This is a genomic window from Streptomyces sp. NPDC018964 (assembly GCF_044390325.1).
Lineage (GTDB): Bacteria > Actinomycetota > Actinomycetes > Streptomycetales > Streptomycetaceae > Streptomyces.
Genome location: NZ_JBIRYZ010000003.1, coordinates 396,657 through 422,344 on the forward strand (window position 1 = coordinate 396,657; position 25,688 = coordinate 422,344).

General features: G+C 70.0%; 10 protein-coding genes. 6 read left to right on the top strand and 4 right to left on the bottom strand.

The window, feature by feature from the left end; genetic code table 11:
• Positions 1 to 8 precede the first annotated feature (8 nt).
• Complete coding sequence (locus tag ACH5AO_RS07205; RefSeq protein WP_398922676.1) at positions 9 to 3,785, bottom strand: sigma-70 family RNA polymerase sigma factor; 3,777 nt, start codon at positions 3,783 to 3,785, stop codon at positions 9 to 11.
• 224 nt (positions 3,786 to 4,009) lie between these two features.
• Between ACH5AO_RS07205 and ACH5AO_RS07210 the strand changes: the two genes are divergently transcribed.
• The 4 genes from ACH5AO_RS07210 (at position 4,010) to ACH5AO_RS07225 (ending at position 18,778) form a co-directional block, all read left to right on the top strand.
• Positions 4,010 to 10,345 (top strand): protein kinase, encoded by a 6,336-nt coding sequence (locus ACH5AO_RS07210; protein ID WP_398922677.1) that lies wholly within the window; start codon positions 4,010 to 4,012, stop codon positions 10,343 to 10,345.
• A gap of 39 nt (positions 10,346 to 10,384) precedes the next feature.
• Positions 10,385 to 13,324, top strand: a complete 2,940-nt coding sequence (locus ACH5AO_RS07215) for a helicase-related protein (RefSeq protein ID WP_398922680.1) — start codon at positions 10,385 to 10,387, stop codon at positions 13,322 to 13,324.
• Positions 13,324 to 17,385, top strand: coding sequence for an Eco57I restriction-modification methylase domain-containing protein (locus ACH5AO_RS07220; protein WP_398922682.1), 4,062 nt, complete (start codon positions 13,324 to 13,326; stop codon positions 17,383 to 17,385). Before ACH5AO_RS07215 ends, ACH5AO_RS07220 begins: the two co-directional genes overlap by 1 nt.
• A 142-nt stretch (positions 17,386 to 17,527) precedes the next feature.
• Positions 17,528 to 18,778: a hypothetical protein gene (locus ACH5AO_RS07225; RefSeq protein WP_398922684.1), complete on the top strand. Its 1,251-nt coding sequence runs from the start codon at positions 17,528 to 17,530 to the stop codon at positions 18,776 to 18,778.
• Between the two features lie 63 nt (positions 18,779 to 18,841).
• Here the strand turns inward: ACH5AO_RS07225 and ACH5AO_RS07230 are convergent, their stop codons facing one another.
• Both ACH5AO_RS07230 and ACH5AO_RS07235 read right to left on the bottom strand, forming a co-directional pair.
• Positions 18,842 to 19,030, bottom strand: a complete 189-nt coding sequence (locus ACH5AO_RS07230; RefSeq protein WP_398922687.1) for a DUF397 domain-containing protein — start codon at positions 19,028 to 19,030, stop codon at positions 18,842 to 18,844.
• Positions 19,027 to 19,887, bottom strand: coding sequence for a helix-turn-helix domain-containing protein (locus ACH5AO_RS07235; RefSeq protein WP_398922690.1), 861 nt, complete (start codon positions 19,885 to 19,887; stop codon positions 19,027 to 19,029). The genes ACH5AO_RS07230 and ACH5AO_RS07235 overlap by 4 nt, the downstream gene beginning before the upstream one ends.
• 231 nt (positions 19,888 to 20,118) lie before the next feature.
• On the opposite strand from ACH5AO_RS07235, the gene ACH5AO_RS07240 reads away from it, so the two are divergent.
• Together ACH5AO_RS07240 and ACH5AO_RS07245 are read left to right on the top strand one after the other, a co-directional pair.
• The gene (locus tag ACH5AO_RS07240; RefSeq protein WP_398922692.1) at positions 20,119 to 21,567 is read left to right on the top strand and encodes a hypothetical protein; all 1,449 of its coding nucleotides are present in this window, start codon (positions 20,119 to 20,121) and stop codon (positions 21,565 to 21,567) included.
• Between the two features lie 277 nt (positions 21,568 to 21,844).
• Positions 21,845 to 25,387 carry an AAA family ATPase gene (locus tag ACH5AO_RS07245; RefSeq protein ID WP_398922695.1) on the top strand — a complete coding sequence of 1,181 codons (3,543 nt, stop codon included), beginning with the start codon at positions 21,845 to 21,847 and terminating at the stop codon, positions 25,385 to 25,387.
• Between the two features lies 1 nt (position 25,388).
• Here the strand turns inward: ACH5AO_RS07245 and ACH5AO_RS07250 are convergent, their stop codons facing one another.
• Positions 25,389 to 25,688 carry an NIPSNAP family protein gene (locus ACH5AO_RS07250; RefSeq protein WP_398922698.1) on the bottom strand — a complete coding sequence of 100 codons (300 nt, stop codon included), beginning with the start codon at positions 25,686 to 25,688 and terminating at the stop codon, positions 25,389 to 25,391.

Here is a 25,688-nt window from a genome sequence, read left to right on the forward strand (position 1 = left end):
CGGTGGGCTCAGGAGCGGCGCCAGCGGTCCCGGAGGGAGCCGCGACCGCGGTCGGCCGCTTCCTGGGCCGCGGCCAGTTGCGCCTGTGCTTCGCCGAGCCGCGTCTGTGTCTCGCCGAGTTGCGTCTGCAGGTCGGTGACGCGGAGCCAGGCCTCGTGCTCGCTCCGGGCGATGCGCTGGGCCGCCTCCCGCTCGGCCTCCTCGGCGCGCCGCCGGGCCGCCTCGACGAACAGGTCCCGCTGGGCGACGGCCGCCTCGGCCTCCCGCAGACGTGCCTCCACCTCGGTGACGCGCAGTCGGGCACCCTGGAGGTACTCCTCCCGCGCCGAGGCGGCGGCACGCTCCCGCTCGGCGGCAGTGGTCTCGGCCTGCCGTACGCGGGCCTCCAGTTCAGCGGCAGTCGTCTCGGCCTGCCGTACGCGGGCCTCCAGATCGGCGGCAGTCGCCTCAGCCTTACGTGCACGGGTCTCCAGCTCGGCGACCAACGCCCCGGCGGCGCGTTCACGCTCGGCGGCCACCGACTGGGCCTCGCTCAGTCGTGCCTCGAGGTCTCCGATGCGTGCCTCGGCGCCTTCGCGGTAGTCGCGCAGCCTCTGCTCCAGCTCGTCCGCCCGCTGCCCGGTGCCGGCCGTCTCCCGGGCGGCCTCCTCCGCACGCTCGGCACGGCGCAGCACCGCCCCGTAGGCCTCGCGGTGCTGCTCCTTCAGACGCGCGAGGTGCTCCTCGGCCTGGCGCCGCACCTGCTTCTCGCGCCGGTCCCGGGACCGGTCCGCGCGGTGCAGCAGCACCTCTTCCCACGCGTCGAGCTGTCGCTCGGCTTCGGCCCGGACGGCCGCGACACGCTCGTCGGCGGCGCTCCGCTCCTCGCTCAGCCGACGTTCGTGTTCTCGCTCCAGCGAGGCGAGCTCAGCCTCGTACCGTTTCCGGGCCTCGTCGAGGAGCCGCTCGGTGTCGACCGGCGGCTGTGCGGGCGGCTCGCTCGCGGCATCGTCGAAGTCTCCGGGCGTGGGCTCGGTGCGCGAGGTGTGCGCGGCGACGAACTCCCGCAGGGCGTCCCGCACAGCGAGGCGCGCATCATTGCCCACCAGGGGTTTCGCTGCCAGGTACGCGCAAGGAGTCGCCCCGGCCAGCACTCCGGCGGGCCACTCGAAGAAGTGCTCGGGGCGCAGTTCCAACCGTCTGAGCGCGTCGAAGACGCTCTCGAGTACTTCCAGGGCCCGGACGACGTGCCGGTTGAGCATGCCCCGTTCCCGCGCGGCGCGCACCACGGCGTCCGCCGCGGACGGGCCGAGCAGCACGGACAGTTGCAGATGGCCCAGGGCCAGCAGTGCGTACTCGGCGAGCCAGGCCACTTCCCCACCCATCGGCGACCGCGTCAGCGTCAGGGCCTTGTCCCAGTCGGCGGTGATCTGCGGCGTATCGGCCGGGCCGGTGGTCTCCGTCGACCGCCCTGTCTCCGGTGCCGGTGCCGGTTCGGAGTCGGGCACCTGTGTGACCTCGGGTTCCGGTACCCGCTCGCTCTCAGGTTCCGGTGCCTGCTCACTCTCGGCCTCCGGTACCCGCTCGGGCTCCGCTGCCCGCTCACCCTCCGCCTCCGCCGGTTTCGTCACCACGGCGAGGAACTCCCGCAGCGCGTCCCGTACGGCCAGCCGCGACTCGCGCTCGACCAGGGGTCTGCGTACGAGATAGTCGTGGGGCGTCGCTCCGACGAGCGCTTCGGCGGGGCGGTCGAAGAAGTCCTCCGGGCGCTGCCCGGCGGCCACCAGGGCGTCGAAGACCCGGCGCAGCACTTCCAGTGCGGTCAGCACCGGACGCGAGAGGCGTCCGCCGCTGTGGGCGTCCCGCACGACCACGTCGGCGGCCGGCTGCCCCAGCACCGCCGTCAGGCCGTCGTCCCCCAGTGCCGTACGTGCGTAGTCGGCGAGCCACCAGAGGTGGTCGACGGGCTCCTCCGCCATCCGGCGGGCGCGCTCCCAGTCGGCGGCGACGGCGTCCGGAGCCGTGGTGTCCACGGCCTCACCGGTGTCCGTGAGCTCTCCCGCGGGGGCGTCTTCCCGGGGGATCGCGGGCACCGCGTTCCCCGCCTCGACTGTCGGCGTGTCGCCGTTCGGCTCCGTCTCCCCGACCACCGGGGCGGGTGCCGCAGCCGCAACAGCCGCCGCCCGCTCCCCGGCGGCCCGGGCGATGCGCTCCGCCCTGGCCTTGCGCAGGGCGATCCGGGCCCGGGCGGTGCGGGCCGCGTGGGTGGCGCGGGCGATCCGGGCCGCCCGCTTGGCCTCGGCGGCGCGTTCCGCCGCGCGCTCGGCCTTCTCGCACACGGCGTCCAGGCCGACCAGTCCCGCCTCGCGCACCCGCTCCCGCAGTACGGGCCGGACCTTGCCCTCGATCTGCCGGATGCGTTCCCGGGTGACGCCGAACTCGCGTCCGAGCTCGTCCAGGGTCGAGGGTTCGTCCCCGTCGAGTCCGAGCCGCCGCACCAGGATGCGCGCCTCCCGTTCGGTGAACGTGTCCAGCACGGCCAGAATCTCCGCCGCGTGCAGGGCGCCCACCACCTGCCGCTCCACCGACGGCAGGACGTGGGTCTCCGCCACGAAGTCCGCCAGGGTCGCACCGTCGCCGATGACCCGGTCCAGGGAATCGGTGCGCCGGGTGAGCTTCCGGATCTCCTGCACCTTCTGCAGGGTCATGTCGCACCTCACCGCGACGTCGGCGTCGCCCGCGTGCCGCCCTTCGGCCGCGAGGGCGCGTTCGGCCCTGGCCACCTTCCGCATCTGTTCGTGCATGTGCACCGGGACGCGGATGAGGGTGCCCTCATCGGCGATGGCCCGGGTGATGGACTGCCGGATCCACCAGGTGGCGTAGGTGGAGAACTTGTTGCCCATGGTCGGGTCGAACTTCCGCGCCGCCCTGAGCAGACCGAGGAAACCGTGCTGGAGGAGGTCGTCGTGGTCGAGCCCCTGCTCCTGGTAGAGCCGCGCCAGGGAGCGTACGAGCCGCTGGTTGTGCACCACGAGACAGTCCCGGGCACGGATTCTGAGGTCTTCGGGAGGGAGGGCCTTCAGTTCGTCCTCGTCCGGTTCCCGCGCGATGTGGTCCGGTCCGCCCCGCAGCAGCACGGCGAGGCCGACCTCGGCCTGCGCGCTCAGCAACCGGCTCTCGGGGCGCCGCACCCGTCGGTCGGTGTCCAGGACTGCGTGCGCCGCGGCCACCGACTCCGCGAGGTCCCCTCGCGACACGTCCCCCGCGTCCACGTCCTGCCCCGGACTCGGCGCGTCCTCCTCCGGCCCCGGCGCATCGTCGGACGTATCCGGCTCATCGATCTCCTCACCGTCCCCGGCGCCCCGCTCCCCCTCCGGGTCCCGCACCAGAGCCCTCGCGCGGAGCTGAGCGGCCTCATGCGCGCCGAGCCCGGCGAGCCGGACCACACCGTCGACGACCCGCGGGGTCACGTACCCGTCGGCGTCGGCATAGCGGGCCAGCAGGTCCTGTACGAGCGACAGGCGGGGGGACACATTTTCTGCACGATCCCGTGCAACCTTTTCACCACTCCGCTGGTCACCCCCTGCGTGCACCTGCAATTCCCCCACGGGCAGCCCCAGCCGGGCCAGCTCCTGACGCAGCCGCTCCCGCTCGGCGTCCCCCAGCGCGAGCGTCCGTACGCTCTCGAGGAAGACGTGCTCCGGGACGACGCCGTCCACGGCCGCGCGCCGCAACCGCGCCAGCACCTCACCGAGCGCCGCGCGCAGACCGGACGGTCCGGCGTCGACCGCAGACCACTGCGCCATTAGTTCACCTCTAAACTTCCCTCGACCACCCACGCTAGGCCCTACACGTTGATGATGTCAACGCACTGTCACCTACCACTTTGATCGCCCTTCGTGTACGGTTTCGCCTGCCGTCGCTTCCTCTCTGTCACGATGGGTGGGCGCAGCGACACGTGGGGGGTTCCCGTCCGCCCGGGCAGGGCAGGACGCGGGGACGTGCACGAGGGACGAAGGAGCGAGGGGCAGTGAGCCAGGAGCTGGTCGACGGCAGGTTCCGCATCGGACAGGTCATCGGCAGGGGCAACATGGGGGAGGTCCACCGCGCCGAGGACCTGCACGCTCCGGAGGGCTCCCCCGAGCGCACCGTGGCCGTCAAGACGATCCTGCGCAGTCGCACGGGTGCGCGGATCGACACCGGTGGCGATGGCAAGGCCGTGCAGCGCTTCTCCCGTGAGGTGCGCATCACCCGCAGGCTGCGCCATCCCAACCTGACCCGTCTCGTGGCGGGCGGCATCGACGAGCGGGCGGGGGGCCTGCCGTTCCTGGCGATGGAGTTCCTGGACGGCGAGACGCTGCGCGACCTCGTCGAGGAGGAGCCCCAGCTGCCCGTCTCCTGGGCCGCCGCGATCGGCGCGCAGATCGCCGCCGGCCTCGCCGCCGCGCATGCCGCCGGTGTCGTGCACCGCGACCTGAAGCCGGCGAACGTGATGCTCACGCAGGGCGGCACGGTCAAGGTGCTCGACTTCGGCATGGGCAGCATCGCCGACGACCCGGACCAGACCCGGCTGACCAGCACGGGCGTCAGCGTCGGCACCGCCCGCTACATGGCTCCGGAGCAGTGCCAGGCCAAGCAGGTGACCCAGGCCGCCGACCTCTACGCGCTGGGCTGCGTGCTGTACGAGATGCTGGTGGGCGTTCCGCCGTTCACCAGCGAGTCCGCGTACGAGCTCGCCGACCGGCATGTGAACCAGCAGCCGGCCCCGGTCCGCGCGATCCGCGGCGAGGTCCCCGTCGAGCTGGCCCGGCTGGTGGAGCGTCTGCTGGCCAAGGACCCGGCGGACCGCCCCGCCGACGCGGTGACCGTCCGGGAGGCGCTGCTGCCGCTCGCCGTGCTCGACGCCGGGGCGTCGCTGCTGCCGCACTGGGCCGCGCTCGACCCGACCGTGCCCGTGCGCGAGGCGGCGCCCGCCCCGGCCTCCGCCCCCACCACCACCGCCGACGACGACGCAGAAGAGCCCTCCGTCGCGCAGGATCCTGCCGCCGGAGCCGGCATGGACGTCTTCGGCGTCCACCGGGCCCTCATCAAGGACTACCGCTCCTTCACCGAGGGCGGCACCGTCATCCGTGACGACCGCGTCGCCGCCTTCGTGGAGAAGGACCTCGACGACAAGTCGCAGTGGCCGGACCCCTGGCTGTCGCTGAACCCGTTCTTCCAGGGCGGCGGCACCGTCGTCGAACTCGCCCAGGAGAAGGTGCTGCACCCCGAGTGCGCCCGTATCTTCCAGGCGAGGAAGACCGAGGGCGGCACCGTCTGCGACGGTCGCCCGCTCACCCTCCACCGCCACCAGCGCGACGCCATCGACGCCGCCGCCTCCGGCGCCTCGTACGTGCTGACGACCGGCACGGGGTCCGGCAAGTCGCTCTCCTACATCGTGCCGATCGTGAACAAGGTGCTGCACGAGCGCGACCAGGAGGGCCCCGACGCCCCCAAGCGGGTACGGGCGATCATCGTCTACCCGATGAACGCGCTCGCCAACAGCCAGCTGCGCGAGCTGGAGAAGTACCTGCGCGACGGGTACGGCGCCGGCAAGGAGCCGGTCACCTTCGCCCGTTACACGGGCCAGGAGGACGACGAGAAGCGCCGGGAGATCCGCGACAACCCGCCGGACATCCTGCTCACCAACTACGTGATGCTGGAGCTGATGCTCACCCGCCCCGCCGACCGGGCGAGCCTGATCCGGATGGCGCGGGGCCTGGAGTTCCTGGTCTTCGACGAGCTGCACACCTACCGCGGCCGGCAGGGCGCCGACGTGGCCCTGCTCATCCGCCGCGTCCGTGAGGCCTGCCGGGCCGGGGACCTGCAGTGCATCGGCACCTCGGCGACCATGTCGACCGAGGGCGCCTGGGAGGACCAGCGCCGCGTGGTCGCCCAGGTCGCGAGCACCCTGTTCGGCACGAAGGTGCGGCCCGAGCACGTGATCGGCGAGACCCTGGTCCGTGCGACCCGTGAGGCACCGGACGCCGTCCCGGCCGAGCGCCTCACCTCCCCCGCCGCTCCGCGCGCCTACGACGACCTCGTCCGCGACCCGCTGGCCCGCTGGATCGAGAGCCGTTTCGGCCTGGTCGAGGACGCGGCGTCGGGCCGTCTGGTCCGGCAGCGGCCGGCGAAGATCGAGATCGCCGCGAAGGAACTCAGCGAGCAGTCCGGCGTGCCCGAGAAGGACTGCGTCGCCGCCATCCGCGCCACCCTGGAGGCGGGTTCACAGGCCCGCCACCCGCTCACCGAACGCCCCCTTTTCGCGTTCCGGCTGCACCAGTTCCTCTCCAAGGGCGACACGGTGTATGTCACCCTGGAGGACAAGCTCTCCCGCCACCTCACCCGCTCCTACCAGCTCGAACAGCCGGGCAGCGGCGGCAAGCTGCTGATGCCGCTGGCGTTCTGCCGGGAGTGCGGCCAGGAGTACCTGACGGTGTGGCGCACCGAGAAGGACGGCGAGGTCCGCTATGAGGCCCGCCGCGACACCTCGGCGACCGGCGGCCGGCAGGGCGACGGCTACCTCTACGTCGACCACGAGCGGGAGTGGCCGTCGAACGTGCAGTACGCCGTCGACGACCGTCGGCTGCCCGAGTCCTGGCTGGAGGTGGACGACCGGGGCCAGGAAGTCGTCAAGCGCGCCTACCGCGACCGGGTACCGCGCGCGGTCACCGTCGACCCGTACGGGCAGGAGGGCCAGGGCGAGTTGAAGGCGGCCTTCATCCCGTCCCCGTTCCTCTTCTGCCTGCACTGCGGGGTGGCGTACGAGCAGACGCGAGGCCGTGACTTCGCCAAGCTGGCCACGCTGGACCAGGAGGGCCGTTCGTCGGCGACCTCGCTCGTCTCGGCGTCCATCGTGCGGTCGTTGAAGTCGGTTCCGGAGGAGGCCCTGGACAAGGAGGCGCGCAAGCTCCTCACCTTCGTCGACAACCGGCAGGACGCCTCCCTCCAGGCGGGCCACTTCAACGACTTCGTGCAGATCACCCAGTTGCGCGGGGCCCTGTACCGGGCGGCGCTGGACGCGGGCGAGGACGGCCTGCACCACGAGGAGCTGGCCTCGGCGGTCACCAACGCCCTCGCGCTCGCCCCCGCCGACTACACCGGCGACACGGACCTCTCCCCCGGCCTGGCCCGCAACGCTGCCCGCACGCTGCGCGACATGGTCGCCTTCCGGCTCTACCTCGACCTGGAGCGCGGCTGGCGCATCACCATGCCGAACCTGGAGCAGACGGGCCTGCTGGAGATCGACTACGAGGACCTGCACTGGGTGGCCGGCAAGCAGGACCGCTGGGAGAGCACGCACCCCGCGCTGCGGGACGCCGACCCGGCGCTGCGCGCGGAGATCGTCAAGGCGCTCCTCGACGAGATGCGCCGCTCGCTGGCGATCGACGTGTCCTACTTCCGCGACGACACCTTCGAGTCGCTGCAACGGGCCACCGAGGAGCGGCTGGTGGACCCGTGGGTGCTGTCGGCCGGTGACAAGCCGAAGGTCGGCACGGCGTACCCGCACCCGTCCCGGCCGGGCGCCGACCGGGCCAGCCTGTTCCTGTCGGCGCGCGGCAAGTACGGCAAGTACCTGAGGCGCGCGGACACTTCCTTCGCCGGGCTGGACCAGGACGACCTCCAGCTGATCATCACCCAGCTGCTGACGGTCCTCACCAAGGCGGGCCTGGTGAAGGAGGTCGAGACCGTCCCGCAGCGCCCCGGCCGCTTCCGCCGCCCGTCCGGACCGACGACGACCGGCTACCGGGTCGCCGCCCAGTCCCTGGTCTGGCGGGCCGGCAAGGGCGAGTCGGGCGCGCACGACCCGCTCACCCGCACCTACCAGAGCGGTGACGGCCCGCGCATCAACACCTTCTTCCTGAAGCTGTACCGGGAGACCGCCGACGCGCTCGCGGGCCTGTTCGCCCGCGAACACACCGCGCAGGTGGCGCCGGAGGACCGGGAGAAGCGCGAGGAGGCGTTCCGCAAGGCGGAGCTGAAGCTGCTGTACTGCTCCCCCACGATGGAGCTGGGCGTCGACATCTCCTCCCTCAACGCGGTGATGATGCGCAACGTGCCGCCCACGCCCGCCAACTACGCCCAGCGGTCCGGCCGTGCGGGCCGCAGCGGCCAGCCCGCGCTGGTGACGACGTACTGCGCGACGGGCAACAGCCACGACCAGTACTACTTCCACAAGTCCGACCGCATGGTCGCGGGCGCGGTCGCCCCGCCCCGCCTGGACCTCGCCAACGAGGACCTGGTCCTCTCCCACCTCCAGGGCATCTGGATCGCCGAAGCGGGCCTGCGCCTCGGGCGTTCCATCCCGGACGTGCTGGACGTGTCCCACCCGGACACCGGCGACCGCCCCGACCCGGCCCTGGAGCTGCTGCCCGACATCCTGGACGCCTCGCACGACGACGGCGCGCAGCGCCGCACGGTGGACGCGGCCCTGGCCGTCCTGGGCCCGCTGCTGAAGGAGTTCGCCGACACCACCTGGTGGCACGACGACTGGATCCAGGACAAGGTGCGCACGGTCCCGGAACGCTTCGACCGCGCCTTCGACCGCTGGCGCAGCCTGTTCCGCGCCGCGCTGGACGACCAGTACGTGCAGAACAAGCGCCGTCTCGACTACAGCCTCACGGAGACCGACCGCAACCGCGCCAACGCCCGCCGCCGCGAGGCGGAGACCCAGCTCAACCTGCTGATGAACGAGAGCGTGGACAGCAAGTCGGTGCTGTCGGACTTCAACCCGTACCGCTACCTGGCCTCCGAGGGGTTCCTGCCCGGCTACAGCTTCCCGCGCCTGCCGCTGGCCGCGTACATCCCGACGATCGGGCGCCGCCGCGGCGACGGCGACTACCTCCAGCGGCCGCGTTTCCTCGCCATCCGCGAGTTCGGCCCCGGCTCGCTCATCTACCACGAGGGCGCCCGCTACCAGGTGACCCGCATCCAGCTCCCCCCGGACTCCTCGGGCGAGCTGACCACGGGCGAGGCCCGCCGCTGCGCGCACTGCGGCTACCACCACGACCCGAAGGACCGCGAGGACCGCTGCGGCTTCTGCGACGAGCCGCTGAGCTCGGCGACGTACGGGCTGCTGCACCTGCACACCGTGTACACCACGCGCCGCGAGCGGATCTCCTCGGACGAGGAGGAGCGGCGCCGGGCCGGCTTCAGGCTGGAGACGTCGTACCGCTTCCACGACCACGGCGCCCGCCGGGGCCGCCTGAACGCGACGGTCGCCGACGCGGCCGGCGGGCAGCTCGCCGAGATCGCGTACGGGGACTCCGCGACCGTCCGTATCACCAACACGGGCCGGATACGGGCCAAGAAGGACGAGCCGCCGGGCTACTGGCTCGACCTGGCGGACGGCCGCTGGATGAACGACAAGGACGCCTCCGAGGCCTCCGGCGACTCCAGCGAGCTTCCGGTGATCGACGCGGACGGCAACGAGCGGCGCCGCAAGAAGCGGGTCATCCCGTTCGTGGAGGACCGCCGGAACATCCTCGTCGTCACCCTCGACGAGGCGCTGCCCGAGCCGGTCGCGCTGACGCTGATGTACGCGCTGGAGCGGGGCATCGAGGCGGCGTTCGAGCTGGAGGACGCCGAGCTGACGGCGGAGCTGCTGCCGCCGGACGACGGTCCGCGCCGCCGCATCCTGTTCATGGAGGCCGCGGAGGGCGGCGCGGGCGTCCTGCGCCGCCTCCAGGCGGAGGGCGACGCCCTGGCCAAGGCGGCCCACCGGGCCCTGGAGATCTGCCACTTTGACTCCGACGGCACGGACAGGGGCGGCAAGGAGCACCGCGGCGACCGCGCCTGCGCGCTGGGCTGCTACGAGTGCCTGCTGACGTACGGCAACCAGCTCGACCACGCCCGGATCAACCGCCACACGGTGGCGGCGCTGCTGGTGCGCTTCGCGTCGGCGACGGCGACGCGGGAGGCGCGCGGGGAGTCGCGGTCGGAGCAGTACCGGCGGCTGGTCGCCGAGACCTCCGCCCCCTCCCCGGCCGAGCCGACGGTGGTGGAGGCCGCCGCGGCAACGGAGCTGGTGGAGCAGGGCGACTTCCTGGGCTGGGTGAAGGCCAAGGGCCTCAACCTGCCGACCGAGACCGGCGCCCTGCTCACTGAGGCCAACGCGATGCCCGACTACGTCTACCGGCAGCCCGGCACGCGTCTGGCCGTCTTCGTCGACCTGCCGGACACGGAGCAGACCGCCCTGCGCGACGAGGACGCCGAGGAACGCCTCTTCGACGCCGGCTGGGAGGCCGTCCGCTTCTGCCCCGGGGACGACTGGGACGCGCTCGCCGGCCGCTACGCCGACTGCTTCGGCAACCCGACCACCAACTGACCGCCCGCACCGCTCCTTTCCGAGGATCTGACGACTGACATGGCACTCACGTACTCCGCAGGCTCCCTGGTCACCGCACGCGGCCGGGAATGGGTCGTACTCCCCGAGAGCGAGCCCGACCTGCTGGTGCTGCGCCCGCTGGGCGGTTCGGACGACGACATCGCGGCGGTGTTCCCGGCCTTCGAGACGGTGAAGGTCGCCGAGTTCGCGCCCCCGGAGCCCGGCGACCTCGGCGACCAGCGGGCGGCCGGCCTGCTGCGCACGGCGCTGCGCGTCGGCTTCCGCTCGGGCGCGGGCCCGTTCCGCTCGCTGGCTGGCATCGCGGTCGAGCCGCGGGCGTACCAGCTCGTCCCGCTGCTGATGGCGTTGCGCCAGAAGACGGTGCGCATGCTGATCTCCGACGACGTCGGCATCGGCAAGACGGTGGAGGCGGGCCTGATCGCGAGCGAGCTGCTGGCGCAGGGCGAGGCGACGGGCCTGGCGGTGCTGTGCTCGCCCGCGCTGGCGGAGCAGTGGCAGCAGGAGCTGCGGTCGAAGTTCGGCATCGACGCGGAACTGGTGCTGTCGTCGACGGTCTCCCGTCTGGAGCGGGGTCTGGACCTGGGCCAGTCGCTGTTCGACAAGTACCCGCACGTGATCGTCTCGACGGACTTCATCAAGTCCACCCGCCACCGCGACGACTTCGTACGCCACTGCCCCGACCTGGTCATCGTCGACGAGGCGCACACCTGCGTGACCTCCGACGACTCGAAGGTGAGCACGCAGAACCAGCTCCGCTACGAGCTGCTGCGCCGTGTCGCGGAGGACGCCGAGCGGCACCTGCTGCTGGTGACGGCGACCCCGCACAGCGGCAAAGAGTCCGCGTTCCGCAACCTGCTGGGCCTGGTCAGGCCGGAGCTGGCGCACGTGGACCTGGACTCGGAGAAGGGCCGCAAGCTCCTCGCCCAGCACTTCGTGGCCCGCAAGCGGGCGGACGTACGCCAGTACCTGACGAAGGAGGACGGTCTGGCGGACGACTCGCTCGCCGAGCGCACGGCGTTCCCGTCCGACCGCTACTTCAAGGACGAGACGTACAAGCTGTCCCCCGAGTACCGGGCGCTGCTGGACGACGCGATCGCGTACGCGAGCGAGCGCGTGGAGGAGGCGGACGGCCAGGGCCGGCGCGAGGCCCGTATCGCCTGGTGGTCGGCGATCGCGCTGCTGCGCTCCCTGGTGTCGTCGCCGAGGGCGGCGGCGCAGACCCTGCGCACCCGGTCCGCGGCGGCGGTGGCCGCGTCGGCGGAGGAGGCGGACCGGCTCGGTGCCCCGCTGACCAGCGACTCGGCGGACAGCGACGCGCTGGAGGGCATGGACGTGGCCCCGGGCGCGGAGACGGAGGAGAACGCGGGCTCCCGCCTGGCCGAACTCGCGCGGCGAGCGCAGGAGTTGGAGGGCCCGGCGCAGGACCTGAAGCTGAAGGCGCTCATCAAGCACCTCAAGGCCCTGCTGGCCGACGGCTACAACCCGATCGTCTTCTGCCGCTACATCCCGACCGCCGAGTACCTGGCTGAGCAGCTCGGCAACGACCCGGAGACGAAGAAGCGCAGCCCGCTCGGTGCGAAGACGGTCGTCAAGGCGGTCACCGGCACGCTCTCCCCGCAGCAGCGCATCGACCGCATCGAGGAACTGGCGGCGGAGGCCGGTGAGGACGCCGCCGCGCGCCGCGTCCTGATCGCCACCGACTGCCTCTCGGAGGGCGTGAACCTCCAGCACCACTTCGACGCCGTCCTCCACTACGACCTGGCGTGGAACCCGACCCGCCACGACCAGCGCGAGGGCCGCGTCGACCGGTACGGGCAGAAGCGGGACGAGGTCCGCGTCATCACGCTGTACGGCGACGACAACGGCATCGACGGCAAGGTCCTGGAGGTGCTGATCAAGAAGCACCGCCAGATCAAGAAGGACCTCGGCATCTCGGTGTCGGTGCCGGACGAGATGTCGACGGGTGTCACGGACGCGATCGTGGAGTGGCTGCTGCTGCGCGGCCGGCAGGGCGAGCAGGAGGCGCTGTTCGAGTCGGACTCCTTCCAGCAGAGCTTCGCGGACCTGGAGCAGGACTGGAACTCGGCGGCCGACCGGGAGAAGGCGTCCCGGTCGCGGTTCGCGCAGCGCTCCATCCACCCGGAGGAGGTGGCCCGCGAGGTCGCCGCCGTGCGGGAGGCGCTGGGCGGCGCGGGCGAGATCGACACGTTCGTACGGGAGTCGCTGAACGCGCTGGGCGCGGTGCTGCGCGACTCCGGCGAGGACTTCACGGCGCAGGTCGGCGGCATGCCGGTGGGCCTGCGGGACGCGCTGGCGCCGGTGGTGGGGGCGGAGACGGTCGAACGGGACCGTCCGATCCCGTTCCGCTCGACCTCGGCGGTGGCGCGGGGCGAGGCGGCGCTGGTCCGCACGGATCCGGTGGTGGGCGCGCTGGCGTCGCACGTGCTGAACGCGGCCCTGGACACGCAGGCGGACGGCGCCCGTCCGGCCCGCCGGTGCGGTGTCGTGACGACGGACGCGGTGACGACGCGTACGACGCTGCTGCTGGTCCGCTACCGCTTCCACCTGACGTTGCCGTCACGCAACGGCGAGAAGCAGGTGGTCGCGGAGGACGCCCGCCTGCTGGCCTTCGAGGGCGCGCCGAGGAACGCGGTGTGGCTGCCGCAGGAGCGGGCGGTCGAGCTGCTGGAGGCGCGGGCGACGGAGAACACGGCCGCGGCGTCCGGCGAGCGCACGATGACCCGCATCCTCGACCAACTGGACGAGGTGACGCCGTACCTGGAGTCGTACGGGGACGAGCTGGCCGCCGAGCTGGATGCCTCCCACCGCCGGGTGCGTGCAGCGTCCGGCGAGATCGTCCGAGGTCTGTCCGTCACCGCCCAGAAGCCCGCCGACATCCTCGGCACGTATGTCTACCTGCCCGCGACCGCCTCTGTTCCCGCTGGAGTGTCCGCCTGATGTCCGCCACCACCCGCAACCAGGTGTTCACCGCCGTCCACACCGTCGGCGGCCTGCTGCCGGCCGACATGCTGGTCCGCATCTCCGAGGGCAAGGTCACCAAGGACCTCAAGGGTCTCGCCCCCGCCGACTACCGCATCCCCGGTTCCCGTTCCGTGCGGGACGAGGCAGAGCGGCACTGGGACAACCTCAAGTCGCTCTGGCGCGAGCTGCGCGAGAAGCTGCCCGCCGCCCCTGATGCGTCCGTGCCGCCCGACAGCACCGGCTACGCCCAGGCCAACTGGGTGGAGCCGCTGTTCGAGGTGCTCGGCTTCGGTCACCTCACCGCGGTCGGCGCGACGGGCATCGCGGCGGACGACGGCACGAAGACGTTCCCTGTCAGCCACCGCCGCGACGAGACCCTCATCCACGTCACCGCCTGGAACACCTCGCTCAACAAGCGCCAGGGAGCTGGCTCCCCCGCGCCACAGTCCTTGCTCCAGGAGGCCCTCAACCGCACCGACGCCCACCTGTGGGCCCTGCTCACCAACGGCCGCCAGCTGCGGCTGCTGCGCGACTCTAACGCGCTGGCTACGGCCTCGTACGTCGAGTTCGACCTGGAAGCGATCTTCGACGGCGAGCTGTTCAGCGAGTTCGTTGTCCTGTACCGCCTGCTGCACGCGTCCCGGTTCGAGAGCCGAGACGGCGGCACCCAGTGGACGTGCTGGCTGGAGGTCTGGCGGGACTCCGCTCTGCGCCTCGGCGCCCGCTTCCTCGACGACATCGGGGAGGGCGTACGCCTCGCGATCAAGGCGCTGGGCACGGGCTTCCTCCGGCACCCCGCCAACACGGCCCTGCGCGAGAACTTCGACCGCCACACCTACCACACGGCACTGCTCCGCCTGGTCTACCGCCTGCTGTTCGTCTTCGTCGCCGAGGACCGCGACGCCCTCCACCCGCCGACCGCGACTCCAGAGGCCCGCGACCGCTACGCCAAGTACTTCTCGACGGCCCGGCTCCGCGAACAGTCCCGCCGTCGCCGAGGCACGTCGCATGCGGACCGCTGGGAGGCCCTCCGCTTGGTCCTCACGGCCCTCGGTGACGAGGCCGGCCGCCCGGAGCTCGGCCTACCCGGACTCGGCGGCCTCTTCGACACCACGGAGGCCGACGAGCCGCTGCGCGGCCTCACCCTCTCGAACGAGCACCTCATGGCCGCCATACGGCACCTCGCGGTCGTCCGCGACACCGAGGCCAAGCGCTGGCGGACAGTCGACTACCGCACCCTCGACGCCGAGGAGCTCGGCGCCATCTATGAGTCGCTGCTCGCCCTCGTCCCTGAGTACAGCGCGACCGACCGCACCTTCGGGCTGGCGATCCGCGCGGGCAACGAACGTAAGAAGACCGGGTCGTACTACACCCCAAGCTCGCTGGTCGACGTGCTGCTCGACTCCACGCTCGACCCGGTGATCGACGAGGCACAGTGGCGCGGCGAGCGGGCGGCTGCCGAGGCTGGACGGTCCGACGCCCGCAACGACATCGTCTCCGAGTTGCTGTCGCTGACCGTGTGCGACCCGGCCTGCGGTTCCGGCCACTTCCTGGTGGCCGCCGCGCGTCGTATCGCCAAACGGGTGGCGGCGGTACGCGAGCGCACACCCGAGCCCACGCCTGAGAGCGTCCGACACGCGCTGCACGAGGTCATCGCCCGCTGCGTGTACGGGGTGGACCTGAACCCGATGGCTGTCGAGCTGGCCAAGGTGTCGCTGTGGATGGAGGCGTTGGAGCCGGGGAAGGCGCTGGGCTTTCTCGATGCCCACGTGAAGCTGGGTAACGGTCTCATCGGGGCCACGCCGGCGCTGCTGCGGGGCGGGATTCCGGAGCAGGCGTTCAAGGTAGTCGAGGGTGACAACAAGTCGGTGGCCAATGACTGGCTCAAGCGCAACAAGCTGGAGCACGAGGGTGTTTATATGCTGGATGCGGCCCTCGACGAGCAGGTGAGAGTCACCAACGACAAGTTCGCCTCCGAGCTGCGTGACGTCGTGGAGAGGGACAACGACCCCACGGCGAAACTGGGTCGGGTGCGAGCGTTCGCCGAGCGGTACCGAACGTGGCAGGAGTCTCCTGCGTACGTCAACGCCCTGCACATCGCGGATGCATGGTGTGCTGCGTTCATGTGGGAGAAGACAGAGGATGCGCCCGCGCCGGTGACGCAGCGCGTCTTCCTGTCGCTACAGAACGCCGAGGGCGAGGGTGCGCTGCAGGAAACTCACCAGGAGATCGTGCGGCTCAGCCGGGAGTACCGGTTCTTCCACTGGCATCTAGAGTTTCCGGATGTCTTCAGCGTGCCTGATGATTCGTCGGCGGCTGGAGTTGATCCGGTTACAGGGTGGGCCGGAGGGTTCGATTGCGTGTTGGGGAATCCGCCGTGGGACAAGGTCGACTTCAAGGACCAGGAGTACTTCAGCGTCGTTGAGCCGTCGCTCGCCCGAATCTCTGGAACAGCTCGCCGCGAAGCAATCAAGATTTGGTCGTCAGAAAATCCAGAGCAAGGAGACCGATATCGCACAGCGCGTCGGCGAGTGAAATCCTCCTTCCTTTTCTTTGGCCAATCCGGGGCATTTCCTCTCGTCGGGCGAGGACTGACCGTTAAGGGTGTCAATTTCCTGCAGACGGACCAACTGTTCGCCGAACGGTTCGTGTCGATCACGGCCCCGCGTGGACGCAGCGGTGCGGTGGTGCCCACACAAATTGCTACCGGCGCAAGTGCTCAATTCCTCTTCCAAGATCTCACCAATAGATCAGCCGTCAAGCACCTGTATGACTTCGAAAACGGCAAGCGAGAGAGAATCTTCCCCGCAGTACACGCCAGCTACCAGTTCGCGCTTATCTCGCTCACAGGTCGAGGACTCTCCGAGCCCGCCGCTCGTTTCGCCTTTTTCCTCGGCCATCCGGACGAAATCACAGATAGAGAAGCCGTTTTCCGGCTGACACCCGAAGAGATCTCACTTATCAATCCGAACAGCGGCACCCTGCCCGTATTCCGCACTCGACGAGATGCCGACCTGATGGTTGACATACACCGGAAGTCGCCAGTGCTACGCAACAGGACACGGTCGTCGGAAAGTGCATGGAACGTGGAGTTCAAACGACTTTTCGACATGACAGACGACTTCTCGTTGTTTCACAACAGGGAAACCTTGGAATCACAGGGCTGGAAACTGAAGGGAAGCACCTTCGTACGGGACGGTCAGCGCATGCTCGCTTTGCACGAAGGGCGCATGGGCCATCAGTTCACGCATCGATTCGCCGACTCAGTCTCGTCAACTGAACCCAGCCAGGCAGACCTCGACAATCCCGACTTCCTCACATTGCCTGAATACTGGGTTGCAGAGTCTGTCGTACGGGAGCGCCTAGAGAGCCGCAAGGTGCCACCCACATCCGCACTTCTCGGACACCGCAGGGTTGCTCGCGCCACAGATGAGCGAACCTCAATCGCGGCAATCATTCCGTGGGGCGCCGCTTCCTACGGCTGGATCATTTCGGCAGGCCCTGCAATCGATCACCTTCCTGTCTTGGCCGCCATGTATAACTCCTTCGCGTTCGACTACGCCCTGCGTAACAGCTTGACTCAGCCGAGCGTCCCGCAAGGAGTTTCGGAACAGCTTCCTGCGCCCCAACCAACAGTGGTAGCTCCCTTCTCCTCCTTCATCACATCCCGCGTGCTGGAGCTAACCTACACCTCGCGCGACATGAAGGAGTTCGCCTGCGATCTAGCCGACGAAGGCTCCCCTTTCAGATGGGATGAATCCCGCCGCCAGGTAATCCGTGCCGAGCTGGACGCCCTCTTCTTCCACCTCTACCGCATCTCTCGCCCAAACGTCGCCTACATTCTCGACACCTTCCCCATCGTCCGCCGCAAGGACGAGGCCAAGTACGGCACGTACCGCACCAAGGAACTGATCCTCGCCGAGTACGACCGCATGGCCGCCGCTGACCTCATCCTGGAGAACCCGCTCGTGGACGGCGAGAACTACGCTTCCACCCTCACCCCGCCCCCGGGCCACGGCCCCCGCCACCCTGCCTGACCGAGCTGGTCTCCCGGGGTGCCGATGTCGCATTGCGACAAAAGCACCCGCGTGGTCCAGACGGCGGTCACCGGCCGGCCCGGTGACCGCCGCGCGCACCCCGACCACCTCCAACTGCGATAAGCCACTTCAGGAGCAGACCATGGACAACGAGATCCAGCTGATCAGTGACGGCGACGGACTGGCGGTCATCGGGAACGCGACGGACGTCGAACGCTTCCTCATCTCGGAGGGATTGCCGTCAAAGGACCTTGGCGTACAACGGCTCAAGTCCGTCTTCGGTACCGGGGCCGCAGTCGCCCAAGCGGGTTCGGAGATTGCCGCCAACTCCGGTCGCTGGGTAAAGCTGACCAAGGAGTCCGCGGAGCGTGTCAAAGAGTACGGGCTGATGAAAACCAAGACGCCAGGCATCAGACACGCCATGGTGGGGAAGCCCGGTTCGATCAAGAAGTGGCTCCAGATCGAAAACGGGGTCGGCTCACTACTGACCAACCCCGCACGTATGGCTGGTGTCGCAGGACTCATGTCGCAGTCCTCCATGCAGCAGACCATGGAGGAGATCACCGACTATCTCGCCACGATCGACAAGAAGGTTGATGACGTACTCCGCGCCCAAAAGGACGCTGTTCTGTCCCGCATGATCGGCATAGACCTCGTGATCGAGGAGACCCTGACCATCCGAGAGCAGGTGGGCCGGGTCTCCGACATCACGTGGTCGAAGGTACAGACCGCGCCGACCACGATCGCGGAGACGCAGGCGTACGCGTTGCGCCAAATCGACGCTCTCACACAGAGGCTGGAGACCACGCCCAAGATCGGCGATCTCTCCGCAGCGGTCAGGGAAGTCGAACCCAAGGTTCGGGAGTGGCTCGCCGTTCTGGCTCGCTGCTTCCAACTGCAGGACGCGGTCGCTGTGCTCGAACTAGACCGGGTACTGGACGCGCATCCGGATCAGCTGGACGAGCACCGACTCGGGCTGCGGGCTGCCCGACAGAACCGGCTGGATGTCATCTCGCGGAGCACCGAGCGTCTGGTCGCCCGTATGAAAGCGGCTGCCGACGCGGCCAACTCGAAGGTACTGCTCCACCCGACCAAGTCTCCGGTGGTGGTCCAGTCGAGCAACCACGTGGTGACCGGCGTCCACGACTTCCACGAACGGCTCGGGATCGAGTCCGGTCGCCAGTCGTCGGAGACAAGACGATGGGTGGAAGCGGCAGTAGAGGTGAAGGACAAGGCGCTTGAGACAGGTGCGAAGGGCGTCAGTGCCGCGAGAAGCTTCAGCAACGAGACTCTCGACCGGGCCAGCTCGGTCAAAGGCAGGCTCTCCAGCGAGTTTGCCGAGCGGGCCCGCCGCCTCCGCAAGGACGAAAAGCAAAGCGATGCAGAAGACTGAGTGAGCGCCGACCGCTCCACTGTGGGGCGATCCATCGACTGCGCGCCCCACAGTCGGCCTCTGTCAGTCCCGCGCCGCCGCAAATCCCACGAACCGCAACCACTCTTCACGCCCGACGGCGAAGTGGGGGCGCGTCACGTCTTTGGAGTCCCGGACGCAGACGGCCTGTGCAGTGAGGGCGACCTCAACGCAGCTGTCCCCCTGGCTACCGCTGTAGCTGGACTTGAACCACGCCAGTTCCGTCGTGCTCATAGCTCTCCTCGGAGTCGCTCCAACAGACCCCGCGAGTCCTTGGCGTTCAGGGCCTGCGAGCGCAGTGTGTCATAACGCTGGTAGAGGAGACTCACCTCTTTCGGGTCGGCGATGAGACGGCCGTTCTGCTGACCTTCGGAGTACGCAAGGCGCTGCCCCCTCGGTGTCTCCACCAGCTGAAGAGGGCCGTCAAGACAGGCATGTAACCCCGCCTCCAACGGCACGACCTGCAACGTCACATTGCGCGGCGCGCTCAGCTCCAACACCCGGTCGAGCATGCCCCGCATCTGCTCCGCGTCTCCGAAACGCCGCCGGAACACATGTTCCTCGACGATGAAGCTGAAGGGCGTCGTAGGCCGCTCGAACAGCATGCGCTGCCGCTCCATCCGCGTGGCCATAAAGTTCTCCAACTGCTCGTCGGGCGCCACCGGCACGGTCCCCTCGAACACGGCCCGCGTATACCCCTCCGACTGCAACAACCCCGGCACGAGTCGGCACTCATACGTACACAGACTCACCGCCTCCCGCTCCAGCCGAGCCCACCGCCGGAACCAAGCCGCCAGCCCCGCCTCCCCTCGCGTCAGGAACCGCGCCGAGTGCCGCAGCGCCCCCGTGTTCCCCAGCGCCTCCTCCGCCCGCTCCACGAAGGACGCGTCCGGCATCCGTCGCCCCAACTCCACTGACTCCACGGTGTGCTTGGAGTAGCGGACCAGCTCCCCGAACTGCACCCGGCTCAGCCCCGCGTGCTCCCGCAGCGCCTGCACGACCGCCCCGAACGTCCTCAGGCTGTCCGACGGATCCGGCTCCCGCTCACACTCCCCGCCCGGCACCGCCGGCTCCACGTGCTCGGTCGTCATCCGAGGCCCACCTCCAGGTGCTCACACGCCAGGTCCTTCTCCCTGAGAACGCCCAGAGTGGCCGGAAGACATTCGTACAGCCCACCGAACGTGCCCGTACGCTGACGAAGCGTACGGGCCGCTGACTTGAGGTGATGCCCCGGTTATGTGGGCGTCGGTGGACGGTTGTGCCGACGTTCCCACCGGGGCCGAACCCCCTGCACGTGCCGGCGGCGCCGATAAGGTCAGCCTGTGACGTACATAGTGACCCTCACCTCGCTTCAAATGGCCGAGAACGAAGGCGACTGGCTCATCACGGAGCGCTTCACAAAAGGGCTGCCCACAGGGCTCGACACGTCCGACACAGGCACCCGGTTAGCCTTGCTGGTGTGCGACAACAGGACGCATGCCTCCCACAACAGCCGTAGGGAGTTCTCCGAACACGGCCGCTTCATCACCTGGATCGGATCGGTACAGCGCTTCAACACCGTGGGGCCGGTCGACAGCAGCATCACCATCGAACCCATGCGCAGATGTCCGGAGCCGGTTGCTCTGGACGGCCCCGGCGGAATCCTCGCCTCCCTTCCCTCGACGCACCGAGCACACGTGGAGCGGGCCCTCACCGGAAGCGCGGGACACATCGGCATGAGGGCCTGGCAGGCGCTCCAAGAAGCGCTCCTTCGGAACCACCCCGAGTTGGCCCGGTACATCGAGTGGCTGCTCGCCAATCTGAACCCGGTCATCTTCGACGTAGACGACGCAGCGGACCGGGCATGGCAGGAGCAGCGGGATGCCGCCCAGTCCCTGACTCGGGTGACCGACTTCCCTCACTCCGCGCTATCTGCCTGGAGACGCCCCGACTCACGGGATGCGCCGTACCTCGCGGGCCTTGTCCCGGACCCGGTGGAGAACAGCCTGATCGACCACGATGTGCGCGCCGGCCTGGGCAGCGGGGCCCCTCTTTTCTTCGATGACTGGCCAGGACTCGATGACGTGCGATGTGACATCCACGTGCTGGAGGACACCGCCGGACGCCGCCTCGAGGTCGTCAACGTCAATGCCACTCTGGTCGAGAACCGACTGGGCACAGACATGATCTACTACCATCACCCCACCCACAGCTTCGTCCTCGTCCAGTACAAACGCCTGGGCTCCCGGGACAAGGAGTACCGGGTGAACAAGCAACTCCTGGACCAGATGGACCGTTTGGAAGGGGTTGCAGAACTCAGCTCGAAGCCTGTGCATCCCCACGAGTGGCGCCTCTCACAAGACGCGTGCTTCCTGAAGTTCGCACACTGGCGGGACGGAGCAGTTCCTACCTCCGAGTTGGTGCGCGGCATGTACATCCCCCTCTCCTACGCTCGCATCCTTCTGGAAGACGACTGCACGCGCGGGAGGAGGGGTGGGCGCCTCTTCAGTTACGAAAGGGTGGGCCGCTATCTCGTCGCCTCAGAGTTTGCGGAGTTGGTGAAGCTCGGCTTGGTCGGGACCGTGGGAACGAGCGTCGAACAGTTGCGGGACTTCAGTCTGGAGCGTGCCCGCGAGGGATACAGCGTCGTACTGGGGGTCGAGACGAGCGAGGAGACGCCTCGTGACCGGTCCGTACGCGTCCGTCAGCGCACCGCGAAGAAGAGACCGAAGGTGATCTCCTACTCCCCACAGACCCCACAGCAGCAGTCGCCCGACACTCCGGGCTTCTGATCTGCGGAGGGGCCGTAGCGTCCGCCCGTGCCCCGCTCCGCCCAGGTGTCCCTGACGGAGGGGGCATGGCTGATAACCGCAGGTGTTCTTGAAACCACCCCTGCATCCGCAGATGATGCTCACGCTTCCTCGTGCACCGACCGATACGCAGGCAGGGCACCTCCCCGGTACACGAAGGAGCACTGACTGCTGAACGGAACGGGGGCGTGACAGTGCCGCGCAGGTATCGAGCCGGTCGGCAGGGGGCCGGTGCCGTATGAGGCAGCGCCTCCAAGTCGTGTTGCAGATTCTGCTGGCGCTGGTCGCCTGCCTTCTCGGCATCGTCACCAACTACGCCACCAGCAAGGACGACGCGCCCTGGGCACTGGAGATGATCCAGCAGTGGTCCGTTCCGGCCATCGGGCTGCTGGTCATCGCCATGGTGGTCGGGCAAGTCGTCGTGTACCGGCTGGAGAACCCGGCGCCCACGCCGTCGGAGTGGCCGCGTGACCGGATTCCGTATCCGGGGCTGGACGCGTTCGGCGAGGACGAGGCGGCCGTCTACTTCGGCCGGGAGGCGCAGGCCGCCGAGCTGACGCGCCGGCTGCATGCTTCCGCGACCCGCCCCGCCGACCGGTTCCTGATGCTGACGGGGGCGTCCGGCAGCGGCAAGTCGTCGCTCGTCCGGGCCGGGGTCATGCCTCGGTTGCGTCGGCGCCGGTGGACGATCGTGCCGACGTTCTCACCGGGGCCGAACCCCCTGCATGCACTGGCCGCGTCCCTGGCCGCGGCCGGTGGCGGCCGGGAGACACCCGACGCGGTACTGCGGCGGCTGCGGCAGGGGCCGGAGAGCCTCGCGGCCGAGTTGTCGCGGTTACGAACCGGGCAGTTCCAGCGGGTGCTGCTCGTCATCGACCAGTTCGAGGAGCTGGTCACCCTCGCGGGTGAGCGGGAACAGGCCCAGTTCCTGGAAGCGCTGCACGTGTGTCTGCGGCAGGAGTCCTCCGTCCGGGTCCTGGCCACGTGCCGGGTGGACCTGCTGGGGCGGCTGCTCGGGACCGGACACGCGCCGTTCCTACAACACCCGGTCGCCATCGGCACGTTGAGCCGGGCGCAGCTCGCCCAGGTGGTGGAGCGACCGGGCGCGCTGGTGGGTATCTCGTTCGAACCCGGCCTCGTCGAGACCATCGTGGACGACACCGGTACGGACGACGCGCTGCCCCTGCTCGCCTACCTCCTCCAGGAGCTGTACTTCGCCTGCGGTCCGGGCGGCACGATCACCGAGGAGACGTACCGGCAACTCGGAGGCGTGGCGGGGGCGCTGGCCCGGCAGGCCGACAACACGGTGGCCGCCCTCGGTACTCCGGGCGGCATCGACTTCGCGCTGCGGGTGCTGCTGAAGTTCGTCACCGTCGAGGAACGGGACCTCGCCCGCCGTCCGGTGCGGCTGTCCGAGCTGACCGACCGGGAGCGGTACGTGGTGGACGCCTTCATCGAGGCGCGCCTGATCCGGTCCTACGCCGCTGAGGGAACCGCGGGGAACGCGGACGGACACCGGGACGCGTGCGCGGAGGTGACGCACGAGGCGCTGTTCCGGCAGTGGGCGCCCCTGCGCCAGGAGGCGGAAGCGCGGGCGGAGCGGCTCCGGGAGCGGGCCGAGCTGGAGCGGTGGGCCGCCGACTGGGAACGGTCCGGACGCAGTGCGGACTACCTCCTCACCGGTGAGCGCCTCACCGTCGCCCAGCGGTGGCTGGCCGCGTTGGAAGAGGCCGGGCAGGCGTCGGCTCCCGCCCGTGCGCTCGTCGACGCCTCGCAGCGCCGGGACCTGGCCTTCCTCGGCCGTGTCTCGGAGAGCATCGGCCGGCAGGTGCTCGCCAGTGCGGAGACCGAACCGGAGCGGGCGCTGCTGCTCTCCCTGGCCGCGCTCGGCGAGTGCGTGCCGACTCCGGCCGCGCGGCGGGGGCTGATGACGGCGCTGGCCGCGAGTCATCTGCGGACCCGGCTGGACGGTCACACGGACACCGTCCGGGACGTCGCCTGGTCCGCCGACGGACGACTGCTGGCGACCGCGTCCAGGGACGGGACGGCCCGCGTGTACGACGCGGAGTCGGGACGTTCGCTGCGGGTGCTGCCGTGTGACGGCGCCATGGTCGAGTCGGTGTCCTTCTCCCCCGACTCGACACGGCTGGCCACCGCCGGGCGCGACCAGGTCGTACGCGTCTGGGACGCCGTGTCCGGTGAACCGGTCCGGCAGCTCGCCGGCGCCGGGGACATCGGCCGGCGGGTGGCGTGGTCGCCGGACGGAACGCGGATCGCCGCCACGTTCAAGGACCAGGTGGCCCGGGTGTGGGAGGCCGACAGCGGTCGGCTCGTGCACGAACTGCGCGGCCATACGGGTGACGTCTGGGGCGTGGCCTGGGCGCCTGACGGCTCGCGTCTGGCCACCGCGTCGCACGACCGGACGGTGATCGTCTGGGACGCGGCGACGGGAGCGGCCGCGACGACCCTGACCGGGCACACCGAGTTCGTCGAGGGCGTCGCGTGGTCACCGGACGGAGAGTCGCTGGCCACCGGGTCCGGCGATCACACCGCCCGGATCTGGGACGCCCGCACGGGCGCCCTGCGGCTGCTGTTGCGCGGCCACGCGGACTACGTGTGGAACCCGGCCTTCTCACCGGACGGCCGGCTGCTCGCCTCCCCGTCGTCCGACCGGACGGTGCGCGTCGTCAGCACCGAGGACGCGAAGGAGGTCGCGGTGCTGCGCGGCCACACCGACACGGTGTGGGCCGTCGCGTGGTCGCCGTCGGGCACCCAGCTCGCCACCGCGTCGACGGACGGCAGCGGCCGGATGTGGGACCTCCGGCCGCGGGGAGCCGAGTCCGTTCTGGTCCAGGGGCACGACGGGCCGGTGAACCAGGCGGTGTGGTCCGGTGACGGAACCCGCCTCGCCACCGCCTCGGACGACGGGACGGCACGCATCTGGAGCGCGGACTCCGGCGCACCCGCCGGGCCGGTGGCGATGCCGGGCGAGCGGGTGTGGAGTGTGGCGTGGGCGCCGCACGGCGACCGTCTCGCCCTCAGCACCGCGGACGGACTGGTGCGTGTGGTGGACGGCTCCGGCGGCACGGTGTTCGACCTGCGCGGTGAGCCCGTCGAGGGCTGCTCGTGGTCCCCCGACGCCCGGCGGATCGCGACCGGCGGCCACGACGGCACCGTACGCCTCGTGTCCGCCCTCGACGGCACCGAGCTGCGGAAGCTGACCGGGCACCAGGACTGGGTGGGACGCGTGGCGTGGTCACCGAGCGGGCGGAAACTGGCCAGTTGCTCCGACGACCGCACCTGCCGCCTGTGGGACACCGCCGACGGCACCCAACTGACCGTGCTGCGCGGACACGGCAACTACGTGGAGGACGCGGCCTGGTCCCCGGACGAGGCTCGGGTGGCCACGGTCTCCGGTGACTGGACGGCCGCCGTGTGGGACGCGGTGACCGGTCGGCGCATCGACGTGCTGAAGGGGCATGAGGGACGGGTCCGGGCCGTCGCCTGGTCACCGGACGGCCGCCGTGTCGCTACCGGTTCGGACGACCGGACGGTGCGGCTCTGGTCCGCCACCACGTTCGAGGAACTCGCCGTCGTCGGCGTCCACCGGGACAAGGTGATGTCGGTGGCGTGGTCCGGGGAGGGTACGCGGCTGCTCACCGCGTCCGCCGACGGCACCACGCGGGTATGGCCGGCGGACCCCGACTACGACCAGTTGGAGGCGCGGGCGCGCGGGCGGGTGTTCCGCACGCTGGACGCGGAGGAGCGGCGGCAGCACCTGCTGCCGCCGGATCCCGCCTGAATCAGTAACGCTGCTCGACCGTGCGGTCGTCGGTGTGCAGGAGGTAGTCGTCCGGGTCGAGGCCCATTGCCTCGCGCTCGGGCGACGCCCAGTACATCGTGTTGCGCTCCGCGAAGGTCTCCGGGCCCTCGTAGGAGATCAGCCAGACGAACTGGTTGCGCTCCCGGTCCACCCAGGCCCCGCCGATCTCGAAGCCCAGCTTCAGCCGCAGCGGCACGATGTCGTCGCGCCACCGCTCCACCCATGCGTCGAGCAGCCCTTCACGAACGGTGTACGTACGCAGCTGCGTGGTCCTGGGCAT